A 21,020-nucleotide genomic window follows, 5' to 3' on the forward strand; every position below is an offset into this window, starting at 1 on the left:
ATGTCGTCAGTCGCTGATTCCCTTCAGGAGACCCCCATGGATCGCTTCACCCTCTCCGTTGACCGCCGCTTCGTGCTGCGCGGCGTTGCCGCCACTGCCGCTGTGCTGGCCGCTCCCGTTGCCGCCCGCGCGCAGAGCAGCGCCGATGCCGTGCTTTTCACCATCGCCGATCTGCACGCGCCCTATGCCCGTCTGCCCGCGATGCTCGACCAGCTGCGGAGCCTGCGCGCGCAGGCCAACCGCCCGGCGGCGCTGCTGATCAACGGCGATATTTTTGAGCGGGGCAACGTGGTCTGCCTGCGCTCGGGCGCTGCCGCCGACTGGGCCTTCATCGAGGCGCTCTGCGCCGAGATGCCGGTGGTGATCAACATCGGCAACCATGAGACGGCGATTCTGGACGACATCGCCAGCTTCACCGCCCGCGCCGACCGGGCCGGGGCGCAGGTGATCTCGAACCTGATCGACAATCGCACCGAACGCTTCGTGGCCCCCTATGCCGCGCATCTGGGTCTGGGCGGGATCGAGCTGTCGCTGCTGGGTCTGGCTGCGACCAATCCTTTCGTCTACCGCGAGCCGGCGCGCAGTGCCTTCACCTTCCTCGACACCGCGCAATTCGTCGCCGACGCCCTGCCGGGCGTGGCGGGCGGGGCCGATCAGGCGATGATCCTCAGCCATGCCGGGCTGATGGCCGACAAGACGTTCCTCGACACCCTGCCCGATGGCACGCTGGTGCAGGGCGCGCATGACCATTTGCTGTGCGACTACGCGCTGCCCAATGTCCATTACGCCCATGGCGGCAGCTGGGGCACGCGGATCGGCATGATCGAGCTGAGCAAGAGCGGCGGCGCGGTCTCGGCCCGCTACAGCGCGCAAGACGTAGCCGCCAGCGGCGGCGATGCCGAGCTTGCCGCGCAGATCGAGGCGCTGAAGGCCGAGCATCTGACCGCCGAGGACAGCGAGGTGATCGCCGTGCTGCCGCAGCCCTATGACCTGCACGCCTCGATCCTGCTGGCGACCGAGGCCTTGCGGCTGGCGACCGAAGCGGATGTGGCGATGCTGGGCCATACCACCTTTGGTGCGCCGCTGGCTGCCGGGCCGCTGACCCGCTACGATCTGGCTGCCTATCTGCGCTTTGGTGGCCCCGTGGCGGTGGCCGAGATCTCCGGCGCGCAGCTGGCCGGGATGCTGGCGCTGGGCAACCAGTTCGCCGCGCAATCGCTGGATCAGCGCACCGGCGATTACGTGCATGTCGCCGAGATGGACATCGACCCTGCCCGGACGTACCGGCTGGCGGTCAACGGCTGGACCGCGACCAATCAGGCGGCTTATCTGGGCACGCAGGATCTGGCCTTCGAGACCGTCGAAGGGCTGGAACTGCGTCAGCTGATCATCGACGATTTCACCGCGCGGTTCTGACACGGCCCAAGACTTTTCTGAAAAGGGACGAGGCTGCGACGCCGGGCGTCGTAGCCTCAGCCGACCGTTGTGGGCGAGGCCAGCTCATACGTCGATTGCACGAAACCGTTCGCCCAGTAGCGGGTTTCGACATGCGTCAGGCTCAGCCGTCCGGTATCGCCAAAGAGCGGCAATCCGCGTCCCAGCAGCACCGGGACACGGGTGACGGTCAGGCGCTGCACCAGCCCGTCCTGCAACGCGCTGGTGATCAGTTTTCCGCCGTCAATATAGACCCGCTTCACGCCTTCGGCGCCCAGCGCTTCAAGCGCCGCGCCGGGGGTCAGGCCCATGATGCGGACTTTGCCGTGCAGAGCGGCGGGCACGTCGTCCTGCGTCAGGCTGGTCGACAGCACGACCACCGGCTTTTCATAGGGCCAGTCGTCAAAGCCCAGCACCGAGCGGTAGGTGCCAGCTCCCATCAAGAGCGCGTCCACGCCGGCCATGAAGGCCGCGTAGCCGTGATCTTCACCCTCGATTGCCGGGAGCGTGGCGAGCCAGTCGACGCTGCCTGAGGCATCGGCGATGTAGCCGTCCAGTGAGGTGGCGATGAAGACATGGGCTTGAGCGATCATGCCACGATGATTAGCGCGGCGCCGGGTCTCAGACAAGCGCGCCCAGACTAACGCGGGCGTCAGCGCAGCGGGCGTTGCAGGCCACGGATCAGGCATTGACCGGGGCGCGTGGGGCGCTCGCCGGGGCGGCAGAAGCGCAGCTCCTGCACGCTGTCACCCAGCGCGTCGGCAACAAAGGCCGGGGCGTTGGCGTGGGCGCTGTGGGGTGCGGTCTGGCTGGCCAGAGCGAGGACAGCGGCGAGGGCGAAGCGGGCGATGAGGTGGGTCATGGGGGGCTCCGGTGGCGGGTTGCGTGGGGATAATGGTGCAGCATTTTGGGAGTTTCGGCAGTTCCCGGCGGAACAGCGCGCTCAGCGCCGCGGCAGGATGTGCGGGCGGTCGATGGGGTAGCAGGTGCGCAGGCTCCAGGCGTCGGGGCCGGTGCCGATCGTGCTGGTCACACAGAGGCGGCGTTGCGCGGCGGCGGGGCTGGCGATGAGCGGCAGGGCGAGGATCAGCGTGAGGGTGGTAAGGCGGGTCATGGTGGGCGCTCCGATAAGGGGTTGCGATGACCCTACCCTGCCCGATCCGGCGCCCCGTGGCGGTTCCCGGGGGCACAGGCCCCGGCATTCGCGGGACGCATGCCAACCCTTCCCAGAGAGCATTGGACGCGCATGCTGCGAAGCGGCATATTTAGGTCATGATTACTGACCCACCATCCCCCCACCACTACACCCCCACCGAAGACCTGCAGGGTCTGGTGATTGCCTCGGTGCAGGCCGCGCTGGGCATTCATCTGCTGCGCGCCGCCGGGCTGGTGACGGGCGGGACGGCGGGCACGGCGCTGATTCTGGCCTATGTGACCGGCTGGAATTTCTCGCTTGTGTTCTTCGCGCTCAACATCCCGTTCTTCGCGCTGGCATGGGTTGCGCGCGGGCCGGTGTTTTGCGCCAAGAGCCTTGGCACCGTTACGCTGGTTTCGGTGCTGGCCGAGGCGCTCAAGCCGGTGTTGCACATCGACTCCATCCATCCCGCCGCTGCCGCCCTTTTGTTCGGCATCAGCGCGGGCGTCGGGCTGCTGGGGTTGTTCCGGCATTCGGGCAGTCTGGGCGGCGTGTCGATCATGGCGCTGATCGTGCAGGATCGTTGGGGGTTCAGGGCGGGCTGGACTCAGGCGATCCACGACGTCATTCTGTTCGCGCTGGCCCTGTGGCTTCTTCCCGTTGACCGGGTTATGTGGTCGCTTCTGGGGGCTTTGGTGCTGAACGGGGTGATTGCCTTCAATCACCGCCGTGACTGGTATGTCGTCACCTGAGTCGTAACCTGACTCGCCAAAGTCACAAACCTCGTGTATGCGCGGCAGCGCAGCAAACAGGACAGCTTTATGGACCTTCGCAACATTGCGATTATCGCTCACGTCGACCACGGCAAGACCACGCTGGTCGACGAGCTCTTGAAACAATCCGGTGTCTATCGCGAAGGTCAGGCCACGACCGAACGCGCGATGGACTCCAACGATCTGGAACGCGAGCGCGGGATCACCATCCTTGCCAAAGCCACCTCGGTGGAATGGAAAGGCTCGCGCATCAACATCGTCGACACGCCCGGCCACGCCGATTTCGGCGGTGAAGTCGAGCGGATCCTGAGCATGGTGGACGGTGTCTGCCTGCTGGTGGACGCGGCCGAAGGGCCGATGCCGCAGACCAAATTCGTGACCTCGAAAGCGCTGGCGCTGGGCCTGAAGCCCATCGTGGTGCTCAACAAGGTCGACAAGCCCGCCGCCGAGCCCGACCGCGCCCTGAACGAGGTGTTCGATCTGTTCGCCAACCTTGGCGCGAGCGACGAGCAGCTTGATTTCCCGGTACTTTATGCCTCAGGCATCAATGGCTGGGCCGATGAGGAACTGGACGGTCCGCGCAAGGACATGACGGCGCTGTTCGAGATGGTCATGCGCCATGTCGAGGCCCCCAAGCAGGTTGCTCAGGCCGCCGCCCCCTTCCGCATGTTGGCCACCACGCTGGGCGCCGACCCGTTCATCGGGCGCATCCTGACCGGACGTGTCGAAGAGGGCACGCTGAAAGTGGGCGAGACGCTGAAGGCGCTGTCGCGCACCGGCGAGAAGATCGAGCAGTTCCGCGTGACCAAGATCCTGGCGTTCCGGGGTCTGGGCCAGCAGCCCATCGACGAGGCCATCGCCGGCGATATCGTCTCGATCGCCGGCATGACCAAGGCCACCGTGGCCGATACGCTGTGCGATCTGTCGCTGGACACCCCGCTGCCTGCCCAGCCGATCGATCCGCCGACCATCTCGGTTACCTTCGGCATCAACGATTCGCCGCTGGCGGGCCGTGACGGTTCCAAAGTGCAGTCGCGCGTCATCCGCGAGCGTCTGATGAAGGAAGCCGAATCCAACGTCGCGATCAAGATCGAGGACACGCCGGGTGGCGATGCCTTCGTCGTGTCGGGACGTGGCGAATTGCAGATGGGTGTTCTGATCGAGAACATGCGTCGCGAGGGTTTCGAGCTGTCGATCAGCCGTCCGCGGGTGATCTATCAGGACATCGACGGCGTGCGGCACGAGCCGATCGAGGAAGTCGTCATCGACGTGGATGACGAATACTCGGGCGCGGTGATCGAAAAGCTGACCGGCCCGCGCAAGGGCGATCTGACCGAGATGAAACCCGCCGGTGTCGGCAAGACCCGCATCGTGGCGCATGTGCCGTCGCGCGGTCTGATCGGCTATCAGGGCGAGTTCATGACCGACACGCGCGGCACGGGGGTTCTGAACCGCCTGTTCCACTCGTGGGCGCCCTATAAAGGGCAGATCCAGGGTCGTCGTCAGGGCGTGCTGATCTCGATGGAGAACGGCGTGTCGGTGTCCTATGCGCTGTGGAAACTGGAAGATCGCGGCAAGTTCTTCATCGGTGCGCAGGAAGCCGTGTACACCGGGATGATCATCGGTGAGCATTCGCGCGACAACGATCTGGAAGTGAACCCGCTGAAGGGCAAGCAGCTGACCAACGTGCGCGCGTCCGGCACCGATGAAGCCGTGCGTCTGACGACGCCGGTGATCATGTCGCTGGAGCAGTCGATTGCCTATATCGACGATGACGAACTGGTCGAAGTGACGCCCAAGTCGATCCGCCTGCGCAAGCGCTATCTGGATCCGCATGAGCGCAAACGCAAAGCCAAGAGCGACACCTGAGGCGGCGGGGGCTGCCGCCCCCGCACCCCCGCCCAAAGGGGGAGCACGCTCCCCCTTTGGAAACCCCCCGTGGATATTTGGGGCATAAAGTTGGCGCTTAACGGCTCGTTAAGATTAAGGCGGGGGGTTTTCCCTCGCCTTTTTTGATGTCTTTTGGCATGAAGGGGCCTGTTAGCGCGAACGGGGAGACGGCGATGCGGTGGGGAATTCTGGGCGCGGCGAAGATCGCGCAGACCAATCTGGCACCGGCGATCCAGCGCGCCCGTGGGGCGGAATTTGCCGCGCTGGCGACCAGTTCCGAAGAAAAGGCAGCCCCCTTCCGGGCCTTGCAGCCCGGGTTGACGCTGCACAGCAGCTACGAGGCCCTGCTGGCCGATCCCGCGATTGATGCGGTCTATATCCCGCTGCCCAACCATCTGCATGTCGAGTGGAGCCTGAAGGCGCTGGCGGCGGGCAAGCATGTGTTGTGCGAAAAGCCCCTGGCGCTGGAGGCGGCGCAGATCGATCCGCTGATCGCGGCGCGCGATGCCTCGGGGCTGCTGTGTGCCGAGGGCTTCATGGTCTGCCATCATCCGCAATGGCACCGCGTGCGCCAGCTCTTGGCCGACGGCGCGATTGGCCGGTTGCAGCATGTCGACGCGGCCTTTGCCTTCAACAACCCCGATCCGGCCAATATCCGCAACCGGCCCGAGACCGGCGGCGGGGCGATGTATGACATCGGGGTCTATCCCTGCGCCACCACCCGCTATGCCACCGGGGCCGAGCCGGTCTCGGTCCGCGCCGATCTGCGGCGCGAGAACGGCATCGATGTCTTTGGCCGCGTGTGGGCGGATTTCGACGATTTCACCCTGTCGTTCTATTGCGGCATTCGCATGGGGGCGCGGCAAGGCATGGTGTTTCACGGCACCGAAGGGGTGATCGAGGTGCCCTTCCCGTTCAACGCCTCGGTCGCCGGTCCGGCGCATCTGTTGATCAAGCGCGGCTATGACGAGACGCGGATCGAGCGCTATGAGCCGGTCGATCACTATCAGCGGATGATCGAGGCGTTCGAGGTTTCGGCAACCCAAGGCGTGCCCTTCGCGTGCCCGCTGGAATTCTCGCGCGCGAACCAGATGATGATCAACCGCATTCTGGCCCAGTGACCGCCTTTGGCCCAAGGCCAAAAGCGTTGTTGGTCCACGACGCGTGTCGGGTTAGGCTGGGGCGGCATCGCCAAAGGAGCCCCCATGCGCCTGTTGTCCCTGACCCTCGCCCTCTCGCTCGCCGCCCTGCCCTTGCACGCCCAAGACGGCCCCGGCGGCATCGCCTTTGTTCAGGCGCCCGAGCTGAGCTGGGGCATGGGCATGGGCGCGACGCCGGAAGAAGCCTTTGCCGCCGCGACGGCGCAATGCGTCGACGGCGGCGCGCTGGCCGAGGATTGTCTTCAGACCAACTGGTGCTACCCCGCGGGCTGGTCGATCGACGTGTTCCTGCAGCATCAGGAGGGCCTGCACTGGCACGAGGTGATCTGCGGCCTGCCCTCGGCCGAGGCGGGTCAGGCGGTGGCCGAAGCCCTGTGCGACCGCAGCACGCGCTCTTATCTTCTGGAGTGCCAACTGGTGCAAATTTACGATGCCGACGGTGCCGCACAGATGGCCGAGTGAGCCGATAGTCGGACGCCCGCCTTAACTTCCCTTGCATTTCACTGCGCCGCACCGCAGAAATTGGCCTAAGTATCTGACCGATCTAAAGGGGAGGGTTGGCATGTCCGGCTTCAAGAAGATTCTGATCGCGAATCGCGGCGAGATCGCTATCCGCGTCATGCGAGCAGCGAACGAACTGGGCAAGAAGACGGTTGCCGTCTATGCCGAAGAGGACAAGCTGGGCCTGCACCGCTTCAAGGCGGACGAGGCCTACCGCATCGGTGAGGGCATGGGCCCGGTCGCCGCCTATCTGTCGATCCCTGAGATTATCCGCGTGGCCAAGAAAGCCGGCGCGGACGCGATTCACCCCGGCTATGGCCTGCTCAGCGAGAACCCCGCGCTGATCGACGCCTGTGTCGAGGCGGGCATCACCTTTATCGGCCCGCTTGCCGACACCATGCGCGCGCTTGGCGACAAGGCCAGCGCGCGGCGGGTGGCGATTGCGGCGGATGTGCCGGTGATCCCCGCGACCGAGCTGTTGGGCGATGACATGGAAGCGGTCCGCGCCATGGCCGAGGCGGTGGGCTATCCGTTGATGCTCAAGGCCAGCCACGGCGGCGGCGGGCGCGGGATGCGTCCCATTATGGGCCCTGACGAGCTGGAAACCAAGGTGCGCGAGGGTCGACGCGAGGCCGAGGCGGCCTTTGGCAACGGCGAAGGCTATCTGGAAAAGATGATCCTGCGCGCGCGCCACGTCGAGGTGCAGCTGCTGGGCGACACGCATGGAGCGCTGTACCATCTGTATGAGCGCGACTGCACCGTACAGCGGCGCAATCAGAAGGTCGTCGAGCGGGCTCCGGCCCCCTATCTGACCGACGAACAGCGCGCCGAGGTTTGCGGGCTGGCGCTGAAGATCGGTCAATCGGTCGGCTATCAGAACGCAGGCACGGTCGAGTTCCTGATGGATATGGACTCGAACAACTTCTATTTCATCGAGGTGAACCCGCGCGTTCAGGTCGAGCATACGGTGACCGAGGAAGTCACCGGCATCGACATCGTGAAAGCGCAGATCCGCATCGCCGAGGGCGCGACGCTGGCCGAGGCGACGGGCACCCCCAGTCAGGCCGATGTCACGCTGTCGGGCAATGCGCTGCAATGCCGGATCACCACCGAAGACCCGCTCAACAACTTCATCCCCGACTATGGCCGCCTGACCGCCTATCGCAGCGCGACGGGTATGGGCATTCGTCTGGACGGCGGCACGGCCTATGCGGGCGGGGTGATCACGCGCTTCTATGACAGCCTGCTGGTCAAGGTCACCGCCTGGGCGCCGACGCCGACCGAGGCGATCGCGCGCATGGACCGGGCGCTGCGCGAATTCCGGATCCGGGGCGTTTCCACCAACATCGCCTTTGTCGAGAACCTGCTGAAACACCCCGTGTTTCTGGCCGACAAGGCGACGACCAAATTCATCGACACCACGCCCGAGCTGTTCCAGTTCAAGAAGCGCCGCGACCGGGCGACCAAGATCCTGACCTATCTGGCCGACATCACCGTCAACGGCCATACCGAGACCGCAGGCCGCGCCAAGCCTGCCGCGCAGCCGCGCTCGCCGGTGCCGCCCGCGCTGCGCGCCCTGCCCGCGCCGGGCACCAAGACGCTGCTTGAGGAAAAGGGTGCCGAGGCTGTGGCGCGCTGGATGAAAGAGCAAAAGCGCCTGCTGATCACCGACACGACAATGCGCGACGCGCATCAGTCGCTGCTGGCGACGCGGATGCGCTCGATCGACATGATCCGCGTGGCCCCGGCCTATGCCGCCAACCTGCCGACGCTGTTCTCGGTCGAATGCTGGGGCGGGGCGACGTTTGATGTGGCCTACCGCTTCTTGCAGGAATGCCCGTGGCAGCGTCTGCGCGATCTGCGCGCGGCGATGCCCAACCTGCTCACGCAGATGCTGCTGCGCGCCTCGAACGGGGTGGGTTACACCAACTATCCCGACAATGTGGTGCAGGGCTTCGTCAAGCAGGCGGCTGAGACCGGCGTGGACGTGTTCCGCGTGTTCGACAGCCTGAACTGGGTCGAAAACATGCGCGTCGCGATGGATGCGGTGATCGAAACGGGGCGGATCTGCGAGGGCACGATCTGCTATACCGGCGATATGCTGGACCCGGGTCAGCGCAAGTACACCGTTGATTACTATGTGAAAATGGCCAAAGAGCTTGAAGCTGCCGGTGCGCATGTGCTGGGCGTCAAGGATATGGCCGGGGTGCTGAAAGCGCCGTCCGCGCGGGTGCTGTTCTCGGCACTGAAAGACGCGGTGGATCTGCCGATCCACTTCCACACGCATGATACCTCGGGCGCGGCGATCGCCACCATTCTGGCGGCCAGCGATGCCGGGGTGGATGCGGTCGATGCGGCGATGGATGCGTTCAGCGGCAACACCAGCCAGCCGACCATGGGCTCGGTGATCGAGGCGCTGCGCCACACCGAGCGCGACACCGGGCTGAACATGGGTCTGGTGCGCGAGATTTCCGACTATTGGGAGCAGGTCCGCGCGCAGTATGGCGCGTTCGAGACGGGGCAGCAGGCACCCTCTTCCGAGGTCTATCTGCACGAGATGCCGGGCGGGCAGTTCACCAACCTCAAGGCGCAGGCGCGCTCATTGGGGCTGGAAGAGCGCTGGCCGGAAGTGGCGCGCGCCTATGCCGATGCGAACCAGATCTTTGGCGATATCGTCAAGGTGACGCCATCGTCCAAGGTCGTGGGTGACATGGCGCTGATGATGGTGACGCAAGGACTGAGCCGCGCCAATGTCGAAGATCCGGCGCGGGATATGTCGTTTCCTGAGTCGGTCGTGGACATGCTCAAGGGCAATCTCGGTCAGCCTGAAGGCGGCTGGCCCGAAGGCATCACCGCCAAGGTGCTCAAGGGCGAAAAGCCCTCGACCGACCGGCCGGGCCTGCATCTGGCCCCCGTCGATGTCGAAGAGGTCCGCGCGCAGGTCATCAAGGAGCTGGAAGGCTACAAGATCGACGACGAGGATCTGAACGGCTACCTGATGTATCCCAAGGTGTTCCTGGACTATATGGGCCGCCACCGCGTCTATGGTCCGGTGCGCGCGCTGCCGACGTGGAACTTCTTCTACGGCATGGAGCCGGGCGACCAGATCAGCGCCGAGATCGACCCCGGCAAGACTCTGGAAATCCGGCTGGTGGCCGTGGGTGAGACTGGCGAAGACGGCGACGTCAAAGTGTTCTTCGAGTTGAACGGCCAGCCGCGCACCATCCGTGTGCCGAACCGCAAGGTGAAGGCGACGCAGGCGGTGCGGCCCAAGGCGCAGGACGGCAACGCCGACCACATTGGCGCACCGATGCCGGGCTCGGTGGCATCGGTCGCGGTCAGCGTGGGTCAGGCGGTGAAATCGGGCGATCTGCTGCTGACCATCGAGGCGATGAAGATGGAGACCGGCCTGCATGCCGACCGCGACGCGAAGGTCAAGGCGGTGCATGTGCAGGCGGGCGGACAGATCGAAGCGCATGATCTGCTGATCGAGCTGGAATGACAAAAGGGGGCGCATCAGCGCCCCCTTCTTCATCGGTGTCAGGACAAGTGGATTACTTGGCCCAGAAGCGGTCGACCTCGGCCTCGGCTTCTTCCTTGGATTTGCCGTAGCGTTCCTGGATCTTGCCGGCCAGCTTGTCCTTGTGGCCTGCCACGACGTCGAGATCGTCGTCGGTCAGCTTGCCCCACTGGACTTTGGCCTCACCTTTGAGTTGCTTCCACTTGCCTTCGACTTGGTCGCTGTTCATGGCATTCTCCTTATCGTCAGGTGTCGCAAGAGTTTTTCTCGCGGCTTGCAAGGAAAACTCACCACAACGATTTCGGTTCCGCGTTCAGCGTTTTTTCACGAACTCTGTCAGGATCACGATGCGTTGGCCGTCAACCTTGCCCTCGATCTGGCCTGCGTTGTCAGGCACCAAGGCGATGCTGCGCACAGCGGTGCCGCGTTTGGCGATCATGCTTGACCCTTTGACCGGCAGATCCTTGAGCAAGACGACCGTGTCGCCCCGCTCAAGCAGAACGCCATTGGCATCGCGGTGCTCGATCGCCACGGGTGCATCGGCCCAGGCCTGCGCGTCGTCGGACAAAACCATCGTGTCGCGCAACTCGGTCGCCCAGCTTTCATCAAGACTGGCAAGTTTGCGATAGACCGCGAACTGCACGTCCGGCTCGGCCGACCAGGCCGCGCCTTGCAGGCACTGCCAATGCGCCGGGCTGTCAGGATCAGCCTCGCCGCGACAGACCGGGCAGAGCAGGACATCGCCGCCGGGGGCAAAGGATAGCGCAGCAAGATCGCCGCTCGCGCCGCAAAATTCACATTCGTTGTTGGCGCGGGCACTCAGGGCGGCGTCGGTCATCGGGGTTCCTGTCGGTTGGGGTTGCTTCGGCCATAGGCCCCTGCCCGGCCCGTGGCAAGCACGGTCTGGGCGGCGGTTTTGCGGATTTTGTGTAAGACGCGGAAAGCATACGGCTTTCTGACAACGCTTTGACGACAGGAGCACCAGCGGGGACGATCTGGCGGCGACAGAAAAAGCGTTGCGTGCGTGCTTTTTCCCTCTTGCGGCCCGTTCGCGCTTCCCCTAAATCACCCCTCACAGAGAGCGGGCGTAGCTCAGGGGTAGAGCATAACCTTGCCAAGGTTAGGGTCGAGAGTTCGAATCTCTTCGCCCGCTCCAGTAAACAAAAACGGCGACCTTTCGGTCGCCGTTTTTGTTTTTACCGCCCTCAGGCGTGTTGCAGGCGACGGGCCTGCCAGAGTTCCAGCACTGCCAGATTGAGCAACCAACTGCCCCAGGCGGTGATCAGATATGTGTCATTCAGTTCCCAGCCCATCGCCATCAGCGGCGCCATGATCAGCCGCAGCGTTACCGCCGCAAAGGTCAGCGCGACCGAGCGCAGCATCCAGCGGCGGTGGGCGTTCAGGTCTCCGGCGCGGGCCCTGGCGATGCCCAGCGCGGTGAAGCCGATCCACAGCACCGCCAGCGTGGCAAAGCCCAGGGCGGCAAAGGTCGAGCCGGTGAAATGCGGCACCATGACCAGCGAGCCGATGGCCGCGACCAGCACGGCCAGCCCATAGACGCGCCCGGTCCAGCGGTGCAGCGCCGGACGGCGCGCGCGCAGGCTGTGCCACAGCTGGAAGGGCGCGAGGATCAACGCGAGGGGCGCAGCGATGATATGCGCCTGCAAGCCCAGCGGCACATCAGCGAGGTAATGCGCCATGGCGGGCATCACCACGTCAAGCGGCAGAACCAGGGTCCGCAGCGAGATCAGACCGACAGACAGCGCCCCGATCCAGAAAAACCACGAATACCAGCGAGGGAGTGTCAGGAGCATGGGAACCTCAGGTTGACAGTGTAAAGATAGGGCCAGAATAGGCACGGACTTTACACTGTCAAGGTGAAAACTTGACAGTGTAAACCACGCAGCGCATAGGGAGAGGATGATGGACACTGCTGCGACTTCCCCCGACTCTCTGCGTGACCGTTTGATCGAGGCCGGGCTCGCCCTGCTGATCGAAGACGGCCCCGACGGTCTGACCCTGCGCCGCGCCGCTGCGCGGGCGGGCGTGTCTCACGCCGCCCCGGCGCATCATTTCAAGGGGTTGTCCGGGCTGCGCACCGCCATCGCCGCGCGTGCCTTCGCGATCTTTGCCGAGGCGATGCTGACCCGGCTGGCCGAGGCTCCGGACCGCCCCTTCGCCCGGCTGCTGGCAATCAGCGACGGGTATCTCGACTTTGCCAAAAGCCGGTCCGGTCTGTTCCACATCATGTTCGGCTGCCCCGATCTGGATACGACCGACCCCGATCTGGTGCGCGAATCGGACCGGGCTTACGGCACGCTGCGCATCGGCTGCCTGCCGTTTTCGGGGGGCGTGCCCGATCCCGTGCTTGAGGGGCTGGTGTGGTCGTCCGTGCATGGCTACGCGACGCTGGGGTTCAATGACCCGACGCGCAGGGTCAATGACGCCGTGCTGCCGTTCGAGGCCATGCTGGCCCAGATCGTGCCGCGCGACGGCGATGAGCGCCTGCCGGACGCTGCGTCACAGGCGACCAACCCTCTGCCAGCGGGACGCACGCCCCGGTAAACGCGCGAAAATTTGCCGTAGCGTCACTGGCGAGAAGGCGAAATCAACACTTCTGTCGACTGGAAGCCCAGCGCCCGGCGGCGCTACAAACCATCCTATACGTGATTCGCTGCCAGACATGCACATGTGAACAAAAGCTTCCCTAGGCGCTTTTGTCGTGCTTCAACTGTTTGGCGAGTCGATGGAACTGCAAGATTTCGCCGATCAGGCCCGGTCAAGCCTTATCAGCACCGGGGCGCGCAGGGCCCTGCGCCCTACCCCTACCAAGCGCCCAGTGGTCCGGGCGTGTCTTTTTAACGAGCAACCGAGAACCCGTACGAGTGCAAGACAGGAGACCCCAATGGCGCGCAAATCCTACAATGAGGGCTGCCTCGCCGCCCACGCGCTGGATCTTATCGGTGACCGCTGGGCGATTCTGGTCCTGCGCGAGTTGATGCTGGGGCCAAAGCGCTTCAGCACCATCAAGTCGGGACTGCCGGGTATCGCCACCAATGTGCTGACCCAACGGCTGGAGGGTCTGGAAGCTGCCGGCCTGCTCGAACGCCGTGACCTGCCGCCGCCGTCACTGGGCCACACTTATGCGCTGACCGCTGCGGGCGAAGGCACGCGCGGCATTCTGGACGCGCTGTGCCGGTGGGGCATGCGCCAGCCGGGCTATGATCCGCGCAAGTTCATCAGCCCGACGGCGCTGATGTTTTCGCTCTTCGCCTTCTACATCCCCGCGCCCAAACGGCTGCACGCCGGATTCGTGATGGGCGATGAAAGCTTTGTCGCCGAGGCCGGACCGCATGGGCTGACCGCCAGCGTCGGTGCCGCCGAGGGGGATATCATCCTCAAGGGCACCGGCAACGAGATGTCGGCGGTGATCTATGGCCGCAAGCCGCTGGCGACCATGGTTGCGGATGGTCGCATTCAGGCGTCGGGCGATCTGGCGGTGGGTCAGGCACTCATTGATCGTTTCACGCTAAAAGCGTGACAGAAGCGCTTGCGCCCGGCCGCGCCCGGTGCTAATTCGCGGCCATCGAGCGGGCGTAGCTCAGGGGTAGAGCATAACCTTGCCAAGGTTAGGGTCGAGAGTTCGAATCTCTTCGCCCGCTCCATACGAAAAGGCCGGACCATGCTTTGGTCCGGCCTTTTTGTTTGGCGAAGGCCTGAAGCCCGCCCACACTGCGGGCCGTGACGCCCGACCACCTCTGCTGCCCCGCCTGCGCGGGTTGCCATTCCCGCAAGGCTGCGCCTATCAGGCCAGCGCCCCTAAAGGAGACGTGCATGATCTCGCTCGACGCATACCGCGCGCAATGGTTCGGAAACTCGCGGCGGGATCTGTTGTCCGGCCTTGTCGTGGCTCTGGCGCTGATCCCCGAAGCCATCGCCTTTTCGCTGATCGCAGGCGTGGACCCCAAGGTCGGGCTTTATGCCAGCTTCTCCATCGCGCTGATCACGGCAATCACCGGCGGGCGGCCCGGCATGATCTCGGCGGCGACTGCTGCCACGGCGGTGCTGATGGTCGGGCTGGTGCGCGATTACGGGCTGGAATACCTGTTGGCCGCGACTGTTCTGGCTGGTCTGCTGCAGATCGCCATGGGGCTGCTCAAGCTGGGTTTTGTGATGCGCTATGTGTCCAAATCGGTGATGACCGGCTTTGTGAACGCGCTGGCGATCCTGATCTTCATGGCGCAACTGCCTGAGTTGAACCCGGCCTCGGTCACATGGCTGACCTATGTGCTGGTCGCGGCGTCGCTGGCGATCATTTACCTGTTTCCGTTGCTGACCAAGGCGATCCCCTCGCCGCTGGTGACGATTGTGGTGATCACCTCGCTCACCGTCTATTTCGGCTGGGACGTGCGCAGCGTCGGCGATATGGGCGCGCTGCCCGATACGCTGCCGGTCTTCGCGCTGCCGCAGATCCCGCTGACGCTGGACACGCTGCTGATCATCCTGCCCTATTCGCTGGCCGTGGCCGTCGTGGGGCTGCTCGAAAGCCTGATGACGCAGAACCTTGTGGACGAGCTGACCGACACCAAAACCAGCCGCGATCAGGAGTGCATCGGTCAGGGTCTGGCCAATACCGCCACCGGGTTCATTGGCGGCATGGCGGGTTGCGCGATGATCGGCCAGTCGATGATCAACGTGAAATCCGGCGGGCGGGGACGGTTGTCCTCGGCCACGGCGGGGGTCGTGCTGCTGATTCTGGTGGTGTTTCTGGGCGATCTGGTTGCCAAGATCCCGATGCCCGCGCTGGTGGCGATCATGATCATGGTGTCGGTCGGGACGTTCTCGTGGTCCTCGATCCGATCCCTGCGCACCCATCCGCGCTCGTCCTCGCTGGTGATGCTGGCGACGGTCGTGGTGGTGGTCTGGACGCATAACCTTGCCATCGGCGTGCTGGTCGGCGTGCTGCTGTCGGGTATCTTCTTTGCTGGCAAAATCGCGCAGCTGTTCCGCGTCACCTCAACGGCCAGCAGCGACGGGCGCAGCCGGACCTATGTGGTCGAGGGACAATTGTTCTATGGTTCGGTTGAAGATCTGATGAACGCCTTTGACTTCAAGGAAGCGCTGGACCGGGTGACCATCGACGTCAGCCTTGCGCATATCTGGGATATTTCCAGCGTGCAGGCGCTGGACATGGCCGTGCTCAAGTTCCGCCGTGACGGGGCCGAGGTCGAGATTGTCGGCATGAACGCGGCGTCCGAGACGCTGATGGACAAGCTGTCCCTGCAGGACAAGCCCGGCGCGATGGACGCGCTGGGCGCGCATTGAGGAGGATGTGATGAGCGAAGCACCGATGGACAAGATCATCGCGCTGGTGGATGGCTCGATCTACGCCGCCTCGGTCTGCGAACACGCGGCATGGATCGCCGGACGCACCGGCGCGCCGGTCGAGTTGCTGCATGTGCTGGGACGGCGCGAGGCACCGGGGACGCAGGACCTGTCCGGCTCGATCCGGCTGGGCGCGCGCTCGGCGCTGCTGGCCGAGCTGGCCGCGCTGGACGAGCAGCGCGCCAAGCTGATCAGCCACCGCGGGCGCGAAATTCTGGATGATGCGCGCGCGCTGGTCGCCGCGCAGGGCTCGGTCGAGGTCACGACCCGCCTGCGCCACGGCGATCTGATCGAGGCGGTGAGCGAGGTCGAGGCACAGGCCCGCGTCATCGTCATCGGCAAGCGCGGCGAGGCGGCGGATTTCGCCAAGGGGCATCTGGGCTCGAATATGGAGCGCATCGTGCGCGCCTCGCACAAGCCGGTGATGGTGGCCTCGCGGGCGTTCCGGCCGATCGACAAGGTGCTGGTGGCCTATGATGGCGGCGCGTCGGCGATGAAAGCCGTCGATCACATCGCCCGCTCGCCCCTTTTCAAGAGGTTGAGCGTCGAGGTGGTAACGGTCGGCAGCGAAACGGCTGAGGTCACGAAGGGGTTGAGCGACGCCAAGGCGATGCTGCGCTCGGCGGGGATCATGGCCGAGACGCGAGTGCTGGCCGGTCAGCCGGACAAGGCGCTTGGCGGCTATGTCGATGAAGCCGGGTTCGGCATGCTGGTGATGGGTGCGTATGGCCATTCGCGCATCCGCAGCCTGATCATCGGCTCGACCACGACGGAAATGGTGCGCTCGTGCAAGGTGCCGGTGGTGCTGATGCGCTGAAACGACAAAACCCGCGCTTCTGGCGCGGGTTTTCGGTTCTGAGGGCCTTTAGCCGCCAGTCTCAGTGCGTCCAGACCTGTTTGCGGTTGGTCGCGAAATTCTCGCCGTAGCCGCCGTTGCGGATATTCGCGGCGCGTTCCTTGGGCTGCTGCACGACATAGTCAATGCCCTGCGCCTTGGCGTAGGCCTCAGCCTCGGCCTGCGTGGCGAAGCGCAGTTTGACCTGGCTTTGCGTATCACTGGACCCGGTCCACCCCATCAGCGGATCTTTCACCCGCGCTTCGCTCGCGGCGAAGTCCAGCACCCAGGCTTTGGTCCGGGCCATGCCCGATTGCATGGCATTGCGAGAGGGGCGATAGATGCGGGCGCGCATGGGCTGGTCTCCGTGAAGTGCTGGGGCTTTATCCGAAATTCGACCCGCTGTGACAAGGGGATTCCCCCTTTGTTGACCCGTTGCTGCCATCCTATCATGCCCCTGCCCTTGCAGAAGAACAAAATAGGCACAATTGTAGGGATCAATCCCCTTTCGAGTCCGTGCGGAGAGCCCGATGCACAACAACCGCCCCGACGTGCTGAACGAGATGCCCCTCGCCGCCGTGCCCAAGCGCGAAAAGCTGGAAGGCGGCAAGCGATTCGTCCTGTCGACCCCGTTTGAACCCGCCGGCGACCAGCCGACGGCCATTGCCGAGCTGTCACGCGGTGTGCGCGACGGCGAGCAGAATCAGGTGCTGCTGGGGGCCACGGGCACCGGCAAGACCTTCACGATGGCGAAAATCATCGAAGAAACCCAGCGCCCGGCGATCATTCTGGCCCCGAACAAGACGCTGGCTGCGCAATTGTATGGGGAATTCAAGGGCTTCTTCCCCGATAACGCCGTTGAGTATTTCGTAAGCTATTACGATTACTACCAACCCGAGGCCTATGTCGCGCGCACGGACACCTATATCGAGAAGGAGAGCCAGATCAACGAAGCCATCGACCGGATGCGCCACTCGGCGACCCGGGCGCTGCTGGAACGCGACGATGTGATCATCGTCGCCTCGGTCAGCTGTATCTACGGTATCGGCTCGGTCGAGACCTACTCGGCCATGTCGCAGGATCTGGTGGTGGGCGACCTCTATGATCCGCGCGTGGTGATTTCCGAGCTGGTCTCGCAGCAATACCGGCGCAACGACGCGGCCTTTTCGCGCGGCGCGTTCCGCGTTCGCGGCGATGTGATCGAGGTGTGGCCAGCCCACCTTGATGACCGCGCGTGGCGGTTGTCGTTCTTTGGCGAAGAGCTGGAGGGCATCACCGAATTCGACCCGCTGACCGGGAAAAAGACCGACAGCTTCGACAAGATCCGCATCTATGCCAACAGCCACTACGTCACGCCGCGCCCGACGATGCAGCAGGCGATCAAGGGCATCAAGGCCGAGCTGTTCCAGACGTTGAAACAGATGAACGAGAGCGGCAAACTGCTGGAAGCGCAGCGGCTGGAGCAACGAACCAACTTCGACCTTGAGATGCTGGAGGCGACAGGCGTCTGCAACGGGATCGAGAACTACTCGCGGTATCTGACCGGCCGCGCCCCCGGCGAGCCACCGCCCACGCTGTTCGAATTCATCCCCGACAACGCCATTGTTTTCGCGGATGAATCCCACGTCAGTGTGCCTCAGATCGGCGGCATGTATAAGGGTGACTTTCGGCGCAAGTCGGTGCTGGCGGAACACGGGTTCCGCCTGCCCAGCTGCATGGACAACCGCCCGCTCAAGTTCGAGGAATGGGACGCGATGCGCCCGCAGTCGGTATTCGTGTCGGCGACCCCTTCGGCCTGGGAAATGGAGCAGGCGGGCGGCGTGTTCGCCGAGCAGGTCATCCGCCCCACCGGCCTGCTGGACCCGGTGATCGAGATCCGGCCGGTGTCGATGCAGGTGGACGATCTGCTGGATGAGGTGCGCCGGGTGGCGGCGGCGGGCATGCGTGTGCTGGCAACGACGCTGACCAAGCGCATGGCCGAGGATTTGACGGAATACCTGCACGAACAGGGCATCCGCGTGCGCTATATGCACTCGGACATCGACACCATAGAACGCATTGAAATCCTGCGCGATTTGCGGCTGGGGGCGTTCGACGTTCTGGTCGGCATCAACCTGCTGCGCGAGGGTTTGGATATTCCCGAATGCGGGCTGGTGGCGATTCTGGATGCGGATAAAGAGGGTTTCTTGCGCTCGGAAACCTCGCTCATTCAGACGATTGGCCGCGCCGCGCGCAACGTCGACGGGCGGGTGATCATGTATGCCGACCGCGTCACCGGGTCGATGCAGCGCGCAATGGATGAAACCAACCGCCGCCGCGCCAAGCAGATGGCGTATAACACCGAGCATGGCATCACGCCGCAGACGGTGAAAAAGAACGTCGACGACGTGCTGGCCGGGTTGTGGCAAGGCGACACAGATCAGTCGCGCGTCACTGCCAAGGTCGACAAACCGATGGTCGGCGCCAATCTGGCCGCGCATCTGGACGCGCTGCGCACGGCGATGCGCAAGGCGGCCGAGAATCTGGAGTTCGAGGAAGCGGCGCGGCTGCGCGATGAGGTCAAGCGGCTGGAAGCCGTGGAACTGGCGATTGCCGACGACCCGCTGGCGCGGCAATCGGCGGTGGACGAGGCCGTCGAGGGCGCGGTGAAACAGCGCGGGCGCTCGACGGGCGGCAAGGCTGGGTCGTTTGGGAAACCGGGGAAGCGCAAGCGGTGACGGCTGCGCGCGGTTGGTGCGGTGACGGTGCGCAATGACTGCGCACCCTACGGTGAGTCGCGTCGCGGTTGTTCTCGGCGCGGCGGTTTGGGCGGGAAGCGAGCCGTCACCCACCCTGCGCAGACGGGTTGACTGCGCGGTTGGGCTTTACCACGACGGGCGGGTCGCGGCGATTTTGGGCTGTGGCGGTGTCGGGCGGCATCGGCCGAGCGAGGCGGCGGTGATGGCGCGGCTCTGCCTTGAGGCCGGCGTGCCCGAAACGGCGGTGCTGCTGGAAGATCAATCGACCAGCACCCGGGAAAATCTGGTTAATGCGCAGCAGATCCTGCGGGCGCTTGGGATCTCGGACGTCGTGGTGGTCAGCGACCCCTACCACCTGCCCCGTGCGCGGTTGATTGCGCGGCAACTCGGGATGCGGATCACCACCGCGGCACCGCCGTGGCACCAGATCGGCCCACGGCAGCGCCTGCGTCACATCCCCCGCGAAGCGCTGGCGCTCTGCGCCACGCTTCTGCGGCTGCGTTAACGAATCAAATGCACCGCGCAGGTCGCGTTCCGCGCGATCCAGGTTGCCGTGGAGCCAATCAACGCGGGCTCCGAGCGGTGGGCGGCGAGGATGATGCAGTCGACGCCCTCGGCCTGCGCGTGGTCGAGCAGGGTGCGGCCCGGCTCGCCCTCAAGCACGGCGACAGAGCCGCCAGGCACCGTGGCGGCGTGCTGCGCCAGATCGGCGAGGATGGCATCGTGCAGTTCCTCGCGCCAGCCCTGCGGCATATAGTCGATGGCATAAAACGGCGTTTTTTCCATCACATGCGCCAGTATGACCTGCGCGCCATGCGGCTTGGCCAAGGCACGAGCGACCTGCAGCTCGCGGCCGATGTCATAGCCGGGTTCATAAGCGACGGGGATCAGGATTTTGGCGTACATGAGGGTCTCTCCGGCAAAGGGGCGCCCGACAGCAGGCGCCGCTTACTCTTTATGTAGGGCGCGAAGCCCGCTGGCCCAAGATCAGTTGGCAGGAACCAGCACGGAAAGGCCGAGCATCCGCCAGACCTGCATACCGCCGCGGTAATAGTGAATGTGATCGGCGGGGAAGCCGGCCTCAATCATGCGGCGGATGGCGGTGGGGGATTGACCGCACCACGGGCCGTTGCAAAAGAGCAGCACCTGCGACGGGTCATCGCATTGGAAACCGTCGAAATCGACCTCGCAGCCGACTTCATCCAGCCGGTCGGTCATCTCGGTATAGGGAATGTGCACCGCACCGGGGATGGTGCCGCCCAGATAATCGGCGCGCACGCGGCTGTCGACCACAACGACGTCAGGGTCTTGCAGCGCAGCGATGACCTCAAGCTCGCCAACGGTGGTGACGCCCTCAGCCGGGCTCATCGGCTGGATGCAGAAATTCGGACAGGGGCGCGAGGTGCGGGCCCATTCGCCGTTTACCATATTGTCATTATCCTGAACGCGGGCGATCTCGGCCGGTCCGGCATCGGTTTGCACCATGACCGAGGCCATATCGGGCGTGATGTTGACGGGTTCAGCCAGCGCAGGGGTGGAAAGGCCAAGGATGGCGGCACAGATCAGGGCACGGGTCATGGTTACTCCTCCGGTTGAGCGGGCAATGTAGCAGGGCGCTGAAGGTTTGTCGCCGGTCAGCGCGGTGTACA

Annotated in this window: 21 protein-coding genes and 2 tRNA genes; 14 read left to right on the forward strand and 9 right to left on the reverse strand. The window is 64.6% G+C overall.

Annotated features, from left to right (window positions below; all coding sequences use genetic code 11):
- Window positions 1-36: 36 nt before the first annotated feature.
- Window positions 37-1,416 carry a 5'-nucleotidase C-terminal domain-containing protein gene (locus tag EAE28_RS02165; RefSeq protein WP_164736525.1) on the forward strand — a complete coding sequence of 460 codons (1,380 nt, stop codon included), beginning with the start codon at window positions 37-39 and terminating at the stop codon, window positions 1,414-1,416.
- Between the two features lie 56 nt (window positions 1,417-1,472).
- Here the strand turns inward: EAE28_RS02165 and EAE28_RS02170 are convergent, their stop codons facing one another.
- The 3 genes from EAE28_RS02170 to EAE28_RS23655 form a co-directional block, all read right to left on the reverse strand.
- On the reverse strand, window positions 1,473-2,027 hold the full coding sequence (locus EAE28_RS02170; RefSeq protein ID WP_220443874.1) for a dihydrofolate reductase family protein: 555 nt from the start codon (window positions 2,025-2,027) through the stop codon (window positions 1,473-1,475).
- 59 nt (window positions 2,028-2,086) lie between these two features.
- Window positions 2,087-2,296: a hypothetical protein gene (locus EAE28_RS02175; protein WP_127104176.1), complete on the reverse strand. Its 210-nt coding sequence runs from the start codon at window positions 2,294-2,296 to the stop codon at window positions 2,087-2,089.
- An 81-nt stretch (window positions 2,297-2,377) separates the two neighbouring features.
- Window positions 2,378-2,548 (reverse strand): hypothetical protein, encoded by a 171-nt coding sequence (locus EAE28_RS23655; RefSeq protein WP_164736526.1) that lies wholly within the window; start codon window positions 2,546-2,548, stop codon window positions 2,378-2,380.
- 158 nt (window positions 2,549-2,706) lie between these two features.
- Between EAE28_RS23655 and EAE28_RS02180 the strand changes: the two genes are divergently transcribed.
- The 5 genes from EAE28_RS02180 to EAE28_RS02200 all read left to right on the forward strand — a co-directional run bounded on the left by EAE28_RS02180 (window position 2,707) and on the right by EAE28_RS02200 (window position 10,395).
- Complete coding sequence (locus EAE28_RS02180; protein WP_164736527.1) at window positions 2,707-3,321, forward strand: YitT family protein; 615 nt, start codon at window positions 2,707-2,709, stop codon at window positions 3,319-3,321.
- A gap of 69 nt (window positions 3,322-3,390) precedes the next feature.
- A complete protein-coding gene (gene typA / locus EAE28_RS02185) occupies window positions 3,391-5,211 on the forward strand; it encodes a translational GTPase TypA (protein WP_127104177.1) in 1,821 nt (606 codons plus the stop codon).
- Window positions 5,212-5,405: 194 nt separating this feature from the next.
- Window positions 5,406-6,353 carry a Gfo/Idh/MocA family protein gene (locus EAE28_RS02190; protein WP_127104178.1) on the forward strand — a complete coding sequence of 316 codons (948 nt, stop codon included), beginning with the start codon at window positions 5,406-5,408 and terminating at the stop codon, window positions 6,351-6,353.
- 84 nt (window positions 6,354-6,437) lie between these two features.
- Window positions 6,438-6,854 carry a hypothetical protein gene (locus tag EAE28_RS02195; RefSeq protein WP_127104179.1) on the forward strand — a complete coding sequence of 139 codons (417 nt, stop codon included), beginning with the start codon at window positions 6,438-6,440 and terminating at the stop codon, window positions 6,852-6,854.
- A gap of 100 nt (window positions 6,855-6,954) precedes the next feature.
- Complete coding sequence (locus EAE28_RS02200) at window positions 6,955-10,395, forward strand: pyruvate carboxylase (protein WP_127104180.1); 3,441 nt, start codon at window positions 6,955-6,957, stop codon at window positions 10,393-10,395.
- A gap of 52 nt (window positions 10,396-10,447) precedes the next feature.
- On the opposite strand, the gene EAE28_RS02205 is transcribed toward EAE28_RS02200, so the two are convergent.
- Entirely contained in the window at window positions 10,448-10,642 is a 195-nt protein-coding gene (locus EAE28_RS02205) for a CsbD family protein (RefSeq protein WP_127104181.1), read from the reverse strand.
- A gap of 84 nt (window positions 10,643-10,726) precedes the next feature.
- Window positions 10,727-11,251, reverse strand: a complete 525-nt coding sequence (locus EAE28_RS02210; RefSeq protein WP_127104182.1) for a PhnA domain-containing protein — start codon at window positions 11,249-11,251, stop codon at window positions 10,727-10,729.
- Window positions 11,252-11,494: 243 nt separating this feature from the next.
- Between EAE28_RS02210 and EAE28_RS02215 the strand changes: the two genes are divergently transcribed.
- A tRNA-Gly gene (locus tag EAE28_RS02215) sits at window positions 11,495-11,569 on the forward strand.
- A gap of 49 nt (window positions 11,570-11,618) precedes the next feature.
- On the opposite strand, the gene EAE28_RS02220 is transcribed toward EAE28_RS02215, so the two are convergent.
- The gene (locus EAE28_RS02220; protein WP_127104183.1) at window positions 11,619-12,227 is read right to left on the reverse strand and encodes a DUF2306 domain-containing protein; all 609 of its coding nucleotides are present in this window, start codon (window positions 12,225-12,227) and stop codon (window positions 11,619-11,621) included.
- A gap of 109 nt (window positions 12,228-12,336) precedes the next feature.
- Between EAE28_RS02220 and EAE28_RS02225 the strand changes: the two genes are divergently transcribed.
- The 5 genes from EAE28_RS02225 (at window position 12,337) to EAE28_RS02245 (ending at window position 16,615) form a co-directional block, all read left to right on the forward strand.
- Window positions 12,337-12,978, forward strand: coding sequence for a TetR/AcrR family transcriptional regulator (locus EAE28_RS02225; protein ID WP_246022223.1), 642 nt, complete (start codon window positions 12,337-12,339; stop codon window positions 12,976-12,978).
- 340 nt (window positions 12,979-13,318) lie between these two features.
- Window positions 13,319-13,954, forward strand: coding sequence for a winged helix-turn-helix transcriptional regulator (locus EAE28_RS02230; RefSeq protein WP_127104185.1), 636 nt, complete (start codon window positions 13,319-13,321; stop codon window positions 13,952-13,954).
- Between the two features lie 49 nt (window positions 13,955-14,003).
- Window positions 14,004-14,078, forward strand: a tRNA-Gly gene (locus EAE28_RS02235).
- Window positions 14,079-14,247: 169 nt separating this feature from the next.
- Window positions 14,248-15,738: a SulP family inorganic anion transporter gene (locus EAE28_RS02240; RefSeq protein WP_127104186.1), complete on the forward strand. Its 1,491-nt coding sequence runs from the start codon at window positions 14,248-14,250 to the stop codon at window positions 15,736-15,738.
- Between the two features lie 10 nt (window positions 15,739-15,748).
- A complete protein-coding gene (locus EAE28_RS02245) occupies window positions 15,749-16,615 on the forward strand; it encodes a universal stress protein (protein WP_246022224.1) in 867 nt (288 codons plus the stop codon).
- Window positions 16,616-16,676: 61 nt separating this feature from the next.
- On the opposite strand, the gene EAE28_RS02250 is transcribed toward EAE28_RS02245, so the two are convergent.
- Window positions 16,677-16,988: an ETC complex I subunit gene (locus EAE28_RS02250; RefSeq protein WP_127104187.1), complete on the reverse strand. Its 312-nt coding sequence runs from the start codon at window positions 16,986-16,988 to the stop codon at window positions 16,677-16,679.
- A gap of 175 nt (window positions 16,989-17,163) precedes the next feature.
- Between EAE28_RS02250 and uvrB the strand changes: the two genes are divergently transcribed.
- Both uvrB and EAE28_RS02260 read left to right on the forward strand, forming a co-directional pair.
- Entirely contained in the window at window positions 17,164-19,350 is a 2,187-nt protein-coding gene (uvrB, locus tag EAE28_RS02255; protein ID WP_127104188.1) for an excinuclease ABC subunit UvrB, read from the forward strand.
- 34 nt (window positions 19,351-19,384) lie between these two features.
- The gene (locus tag EAE28_RS02260) at window positions 19,385-19,876 is read left to right on the forward strand and encodes a YdcF family protein (RefSeq protein ID WP_127104189.1); all 492 of its coding nucleotides are present in this window, start codon (window positions 19,385-19,387) and stop codon (window positions 19,874-19,876) included.
- On the opposite strand, the gene EAE28_RS02265 is transcribed toward EAE28_RS02260, so the two are convergent.
- Window positions 19,873-20,277, reverse strand: a complete 405-nt coding sequence (locus EAE28_RS02265; protein ID WP_127104190.1) for a universal stress protein — start codon at window positions 20,275-20,277, stop codon at window positions 19,873-19,875. The genes EAE28_RS02260 and EAE28_RS02265 overlap by 4 nt on opposite strands.
- A gap of 81 nt (window positions 20,278-20,358) precedes the next feature.
- On the reverse strand, window positions 20,359-20,949 hold the full coding sequence (locus tag EAE28_RS02270; protein WP_127104191.1) for a rhodanese-like domain-containing protein: 591 nt from the start codon (window positions 20,947-20,949) through the stop codon (window positions 20,359-20,361).
- Window positions 20,950-21,020: the final 71 nt, after the last annotated feature.

The sequence above is a fragment of the Pararhodobacter zhoushanensis genome, from assembly GCF_003990445.1.
GTDB classification, from domain to species: domain Bacteria; phylum Pseudomonadota; class Alphaproteobacteria; order Rhodobacterales; family Rhodobacteraceae; genus Pararhodobacter; species Pararhodobacter zhoushanensis.

What these genes read in the sequence shown, in the direction of transcription:
- EAE28_RS02245 (WP_246022224.1), top strand. Translation starts at nt 15,749, where the DNA reads ATGAGCGAAGCACCGATGGACAAGATCATCGCGCTGGTGGATGGCTCG.
- EAE28_RS02175 (WP_127104176.1), bottom strand. Translation starts at nt 2,296, where the DNA reads ATGACCCACCTCATCGCCCGCTTCGCCCTCGCCGCTGTCCTCGCTCTG.
- EAE28_RS02250 (WP_127104187.1), bottom strand. Translation starts at nt 16,988, where the DNA reads ATGCGCGCCCGCATCTATCGCCCCTCTCGCAATGCCATGCAATCGGGC.
- EAE28_RS02230 (WP_127104185.1), top strand. Translation starts at nt 13,319, where the DNA reads ATGGCGCGCAAATCCTACAATGAGGGCTGCCTCGCCGCCCACGCGCTG.
- EAE28_RS02205 (WP_127104181.1), bottom strand. Translation starts at nt 10,642, where the DNA reads ATGAACAGCGACCAAGTCGAAGGCAAGTGGAAGCAACTCAAAGGTGAG.
- EAE28_RS02165 (WP_164736525.1), top strand. Translation starts at nt 37, where the DNA reads ATGGATCGCTTCACCCTCTCCGTTGACCGCCGCTTCGTGCTGCGCGGC.
- EAE28_RS02225 (WP_246022223.1), top strand. Translation starts at nt 12,337, where the DNA reads ATGGACACTGCTGCGACTTCCCCCGACTCTCTGCGTGACCGTTTGATC.
- EAE28_RS02210 (WP_127104182.1), bottom strand. Translation starts at nt 11,251, where the DNA reads ATGACCGACGCCGCCCTGAGTGCCCGCGCCAACAACGAATGTGAATTT.
- EAE28_RS23655 (WP_164736526.1), bottom strand. Translation starts at nt 2,548, where the DNA reads ATGACCCGCCTTACCACCCTCACGCTGATCCTCGCCCTGCCGCTCATC.
- EAE28_RS02240 (WP_127104186.1), top strand. Translation starts at nt 14,248, where the DNA reads ATGATCTCGCTCGACGCATACCGCGCGCAATGGTTCGGAAACTCGCGG.
- typA (WP_127104177.1), top strand. Translation starts at nt 3,391, where the DNA reads ATGGACCTTCGCAACATTGCGATTATCGCTCACGTCGACCACGGCAAG.
- EAE28_RS02200 (WP_127104180.1), top strand. Translation starts at nt 6,955, where the DNA reads ATGTCCGGCTTCAAGAAGATTCTGATCGCGAATCGCGGCGAGATCGCT.
- EAE28_RS02195 (WP_127104179.1), top strand. Translation starts at nt 6,438, where the DNA reads ATGCGCCTGTTGTCCCTGACCCTCGCCCTCTCGCTCGCCGCCCTGCCC.
- EAE28_RS02170 (WP_220443874.1), bottom strand. Translation starts at nt 2,027, where the DNA reads ATGATCGCTCAAGCCCATGTCTTCATCGCCACCTCACTGGACGGCTAC.
- EAE28_RS02220 (WP_127104183.1), bottom strand. Translation starts at nt 12,227, where the DNA reads ATGCTCCTGACACTCCCTCGCTGGTATTCGTGGTTTTTCTGGATCGGG.
- EAE28_RS02180 (WP_164736527.1), top strand. Translation starts at nt 2,707, where the DNA reads ATGATTACTGACCCACCATCCCCCCACCACTACACCCCCACCGAAGAC.
- EAE28_RS02270 (WP_127104191.1), bottom strand. Translation starts at nt 20,949, where the DNA reads ATGACCCGTGCCCTGATCTGTGCCGCCATCCTTGGCCTTTCCACCCCT.
- EAE28_RS02265 (WP_127104190.1), bottom strand. Translation starts at nt 20,277, where the DNA reads ATGTACGCCAAAATCCTGATCCCCGTCGCTTATGAACCCGGCTATGAC.
- uvrB (WP_127104188.1), top strand. Translation starts at nt 17,164, where the DNA reads ATGCACAACAACCGCCCCGACGTGCTGAACGAGATGCCCCTCGCCGCC.
- EAE28_RS02190 (WP_127104178.1), top strand. Translation starts at nt 5,406, where the DNA reads ATGCGGTGGGGAATTCTGGGCGCGGCGAAGATCGCGCAGACCAATCTG.
- EAE28_RS02260 (WP_127104189.1), top strand. Translation starts at nt 19,385, where the DNA reads ATGACTGCGCACCCTACGGTGAGTCGCGTCGCGGTTGTTCTCGGCGCG.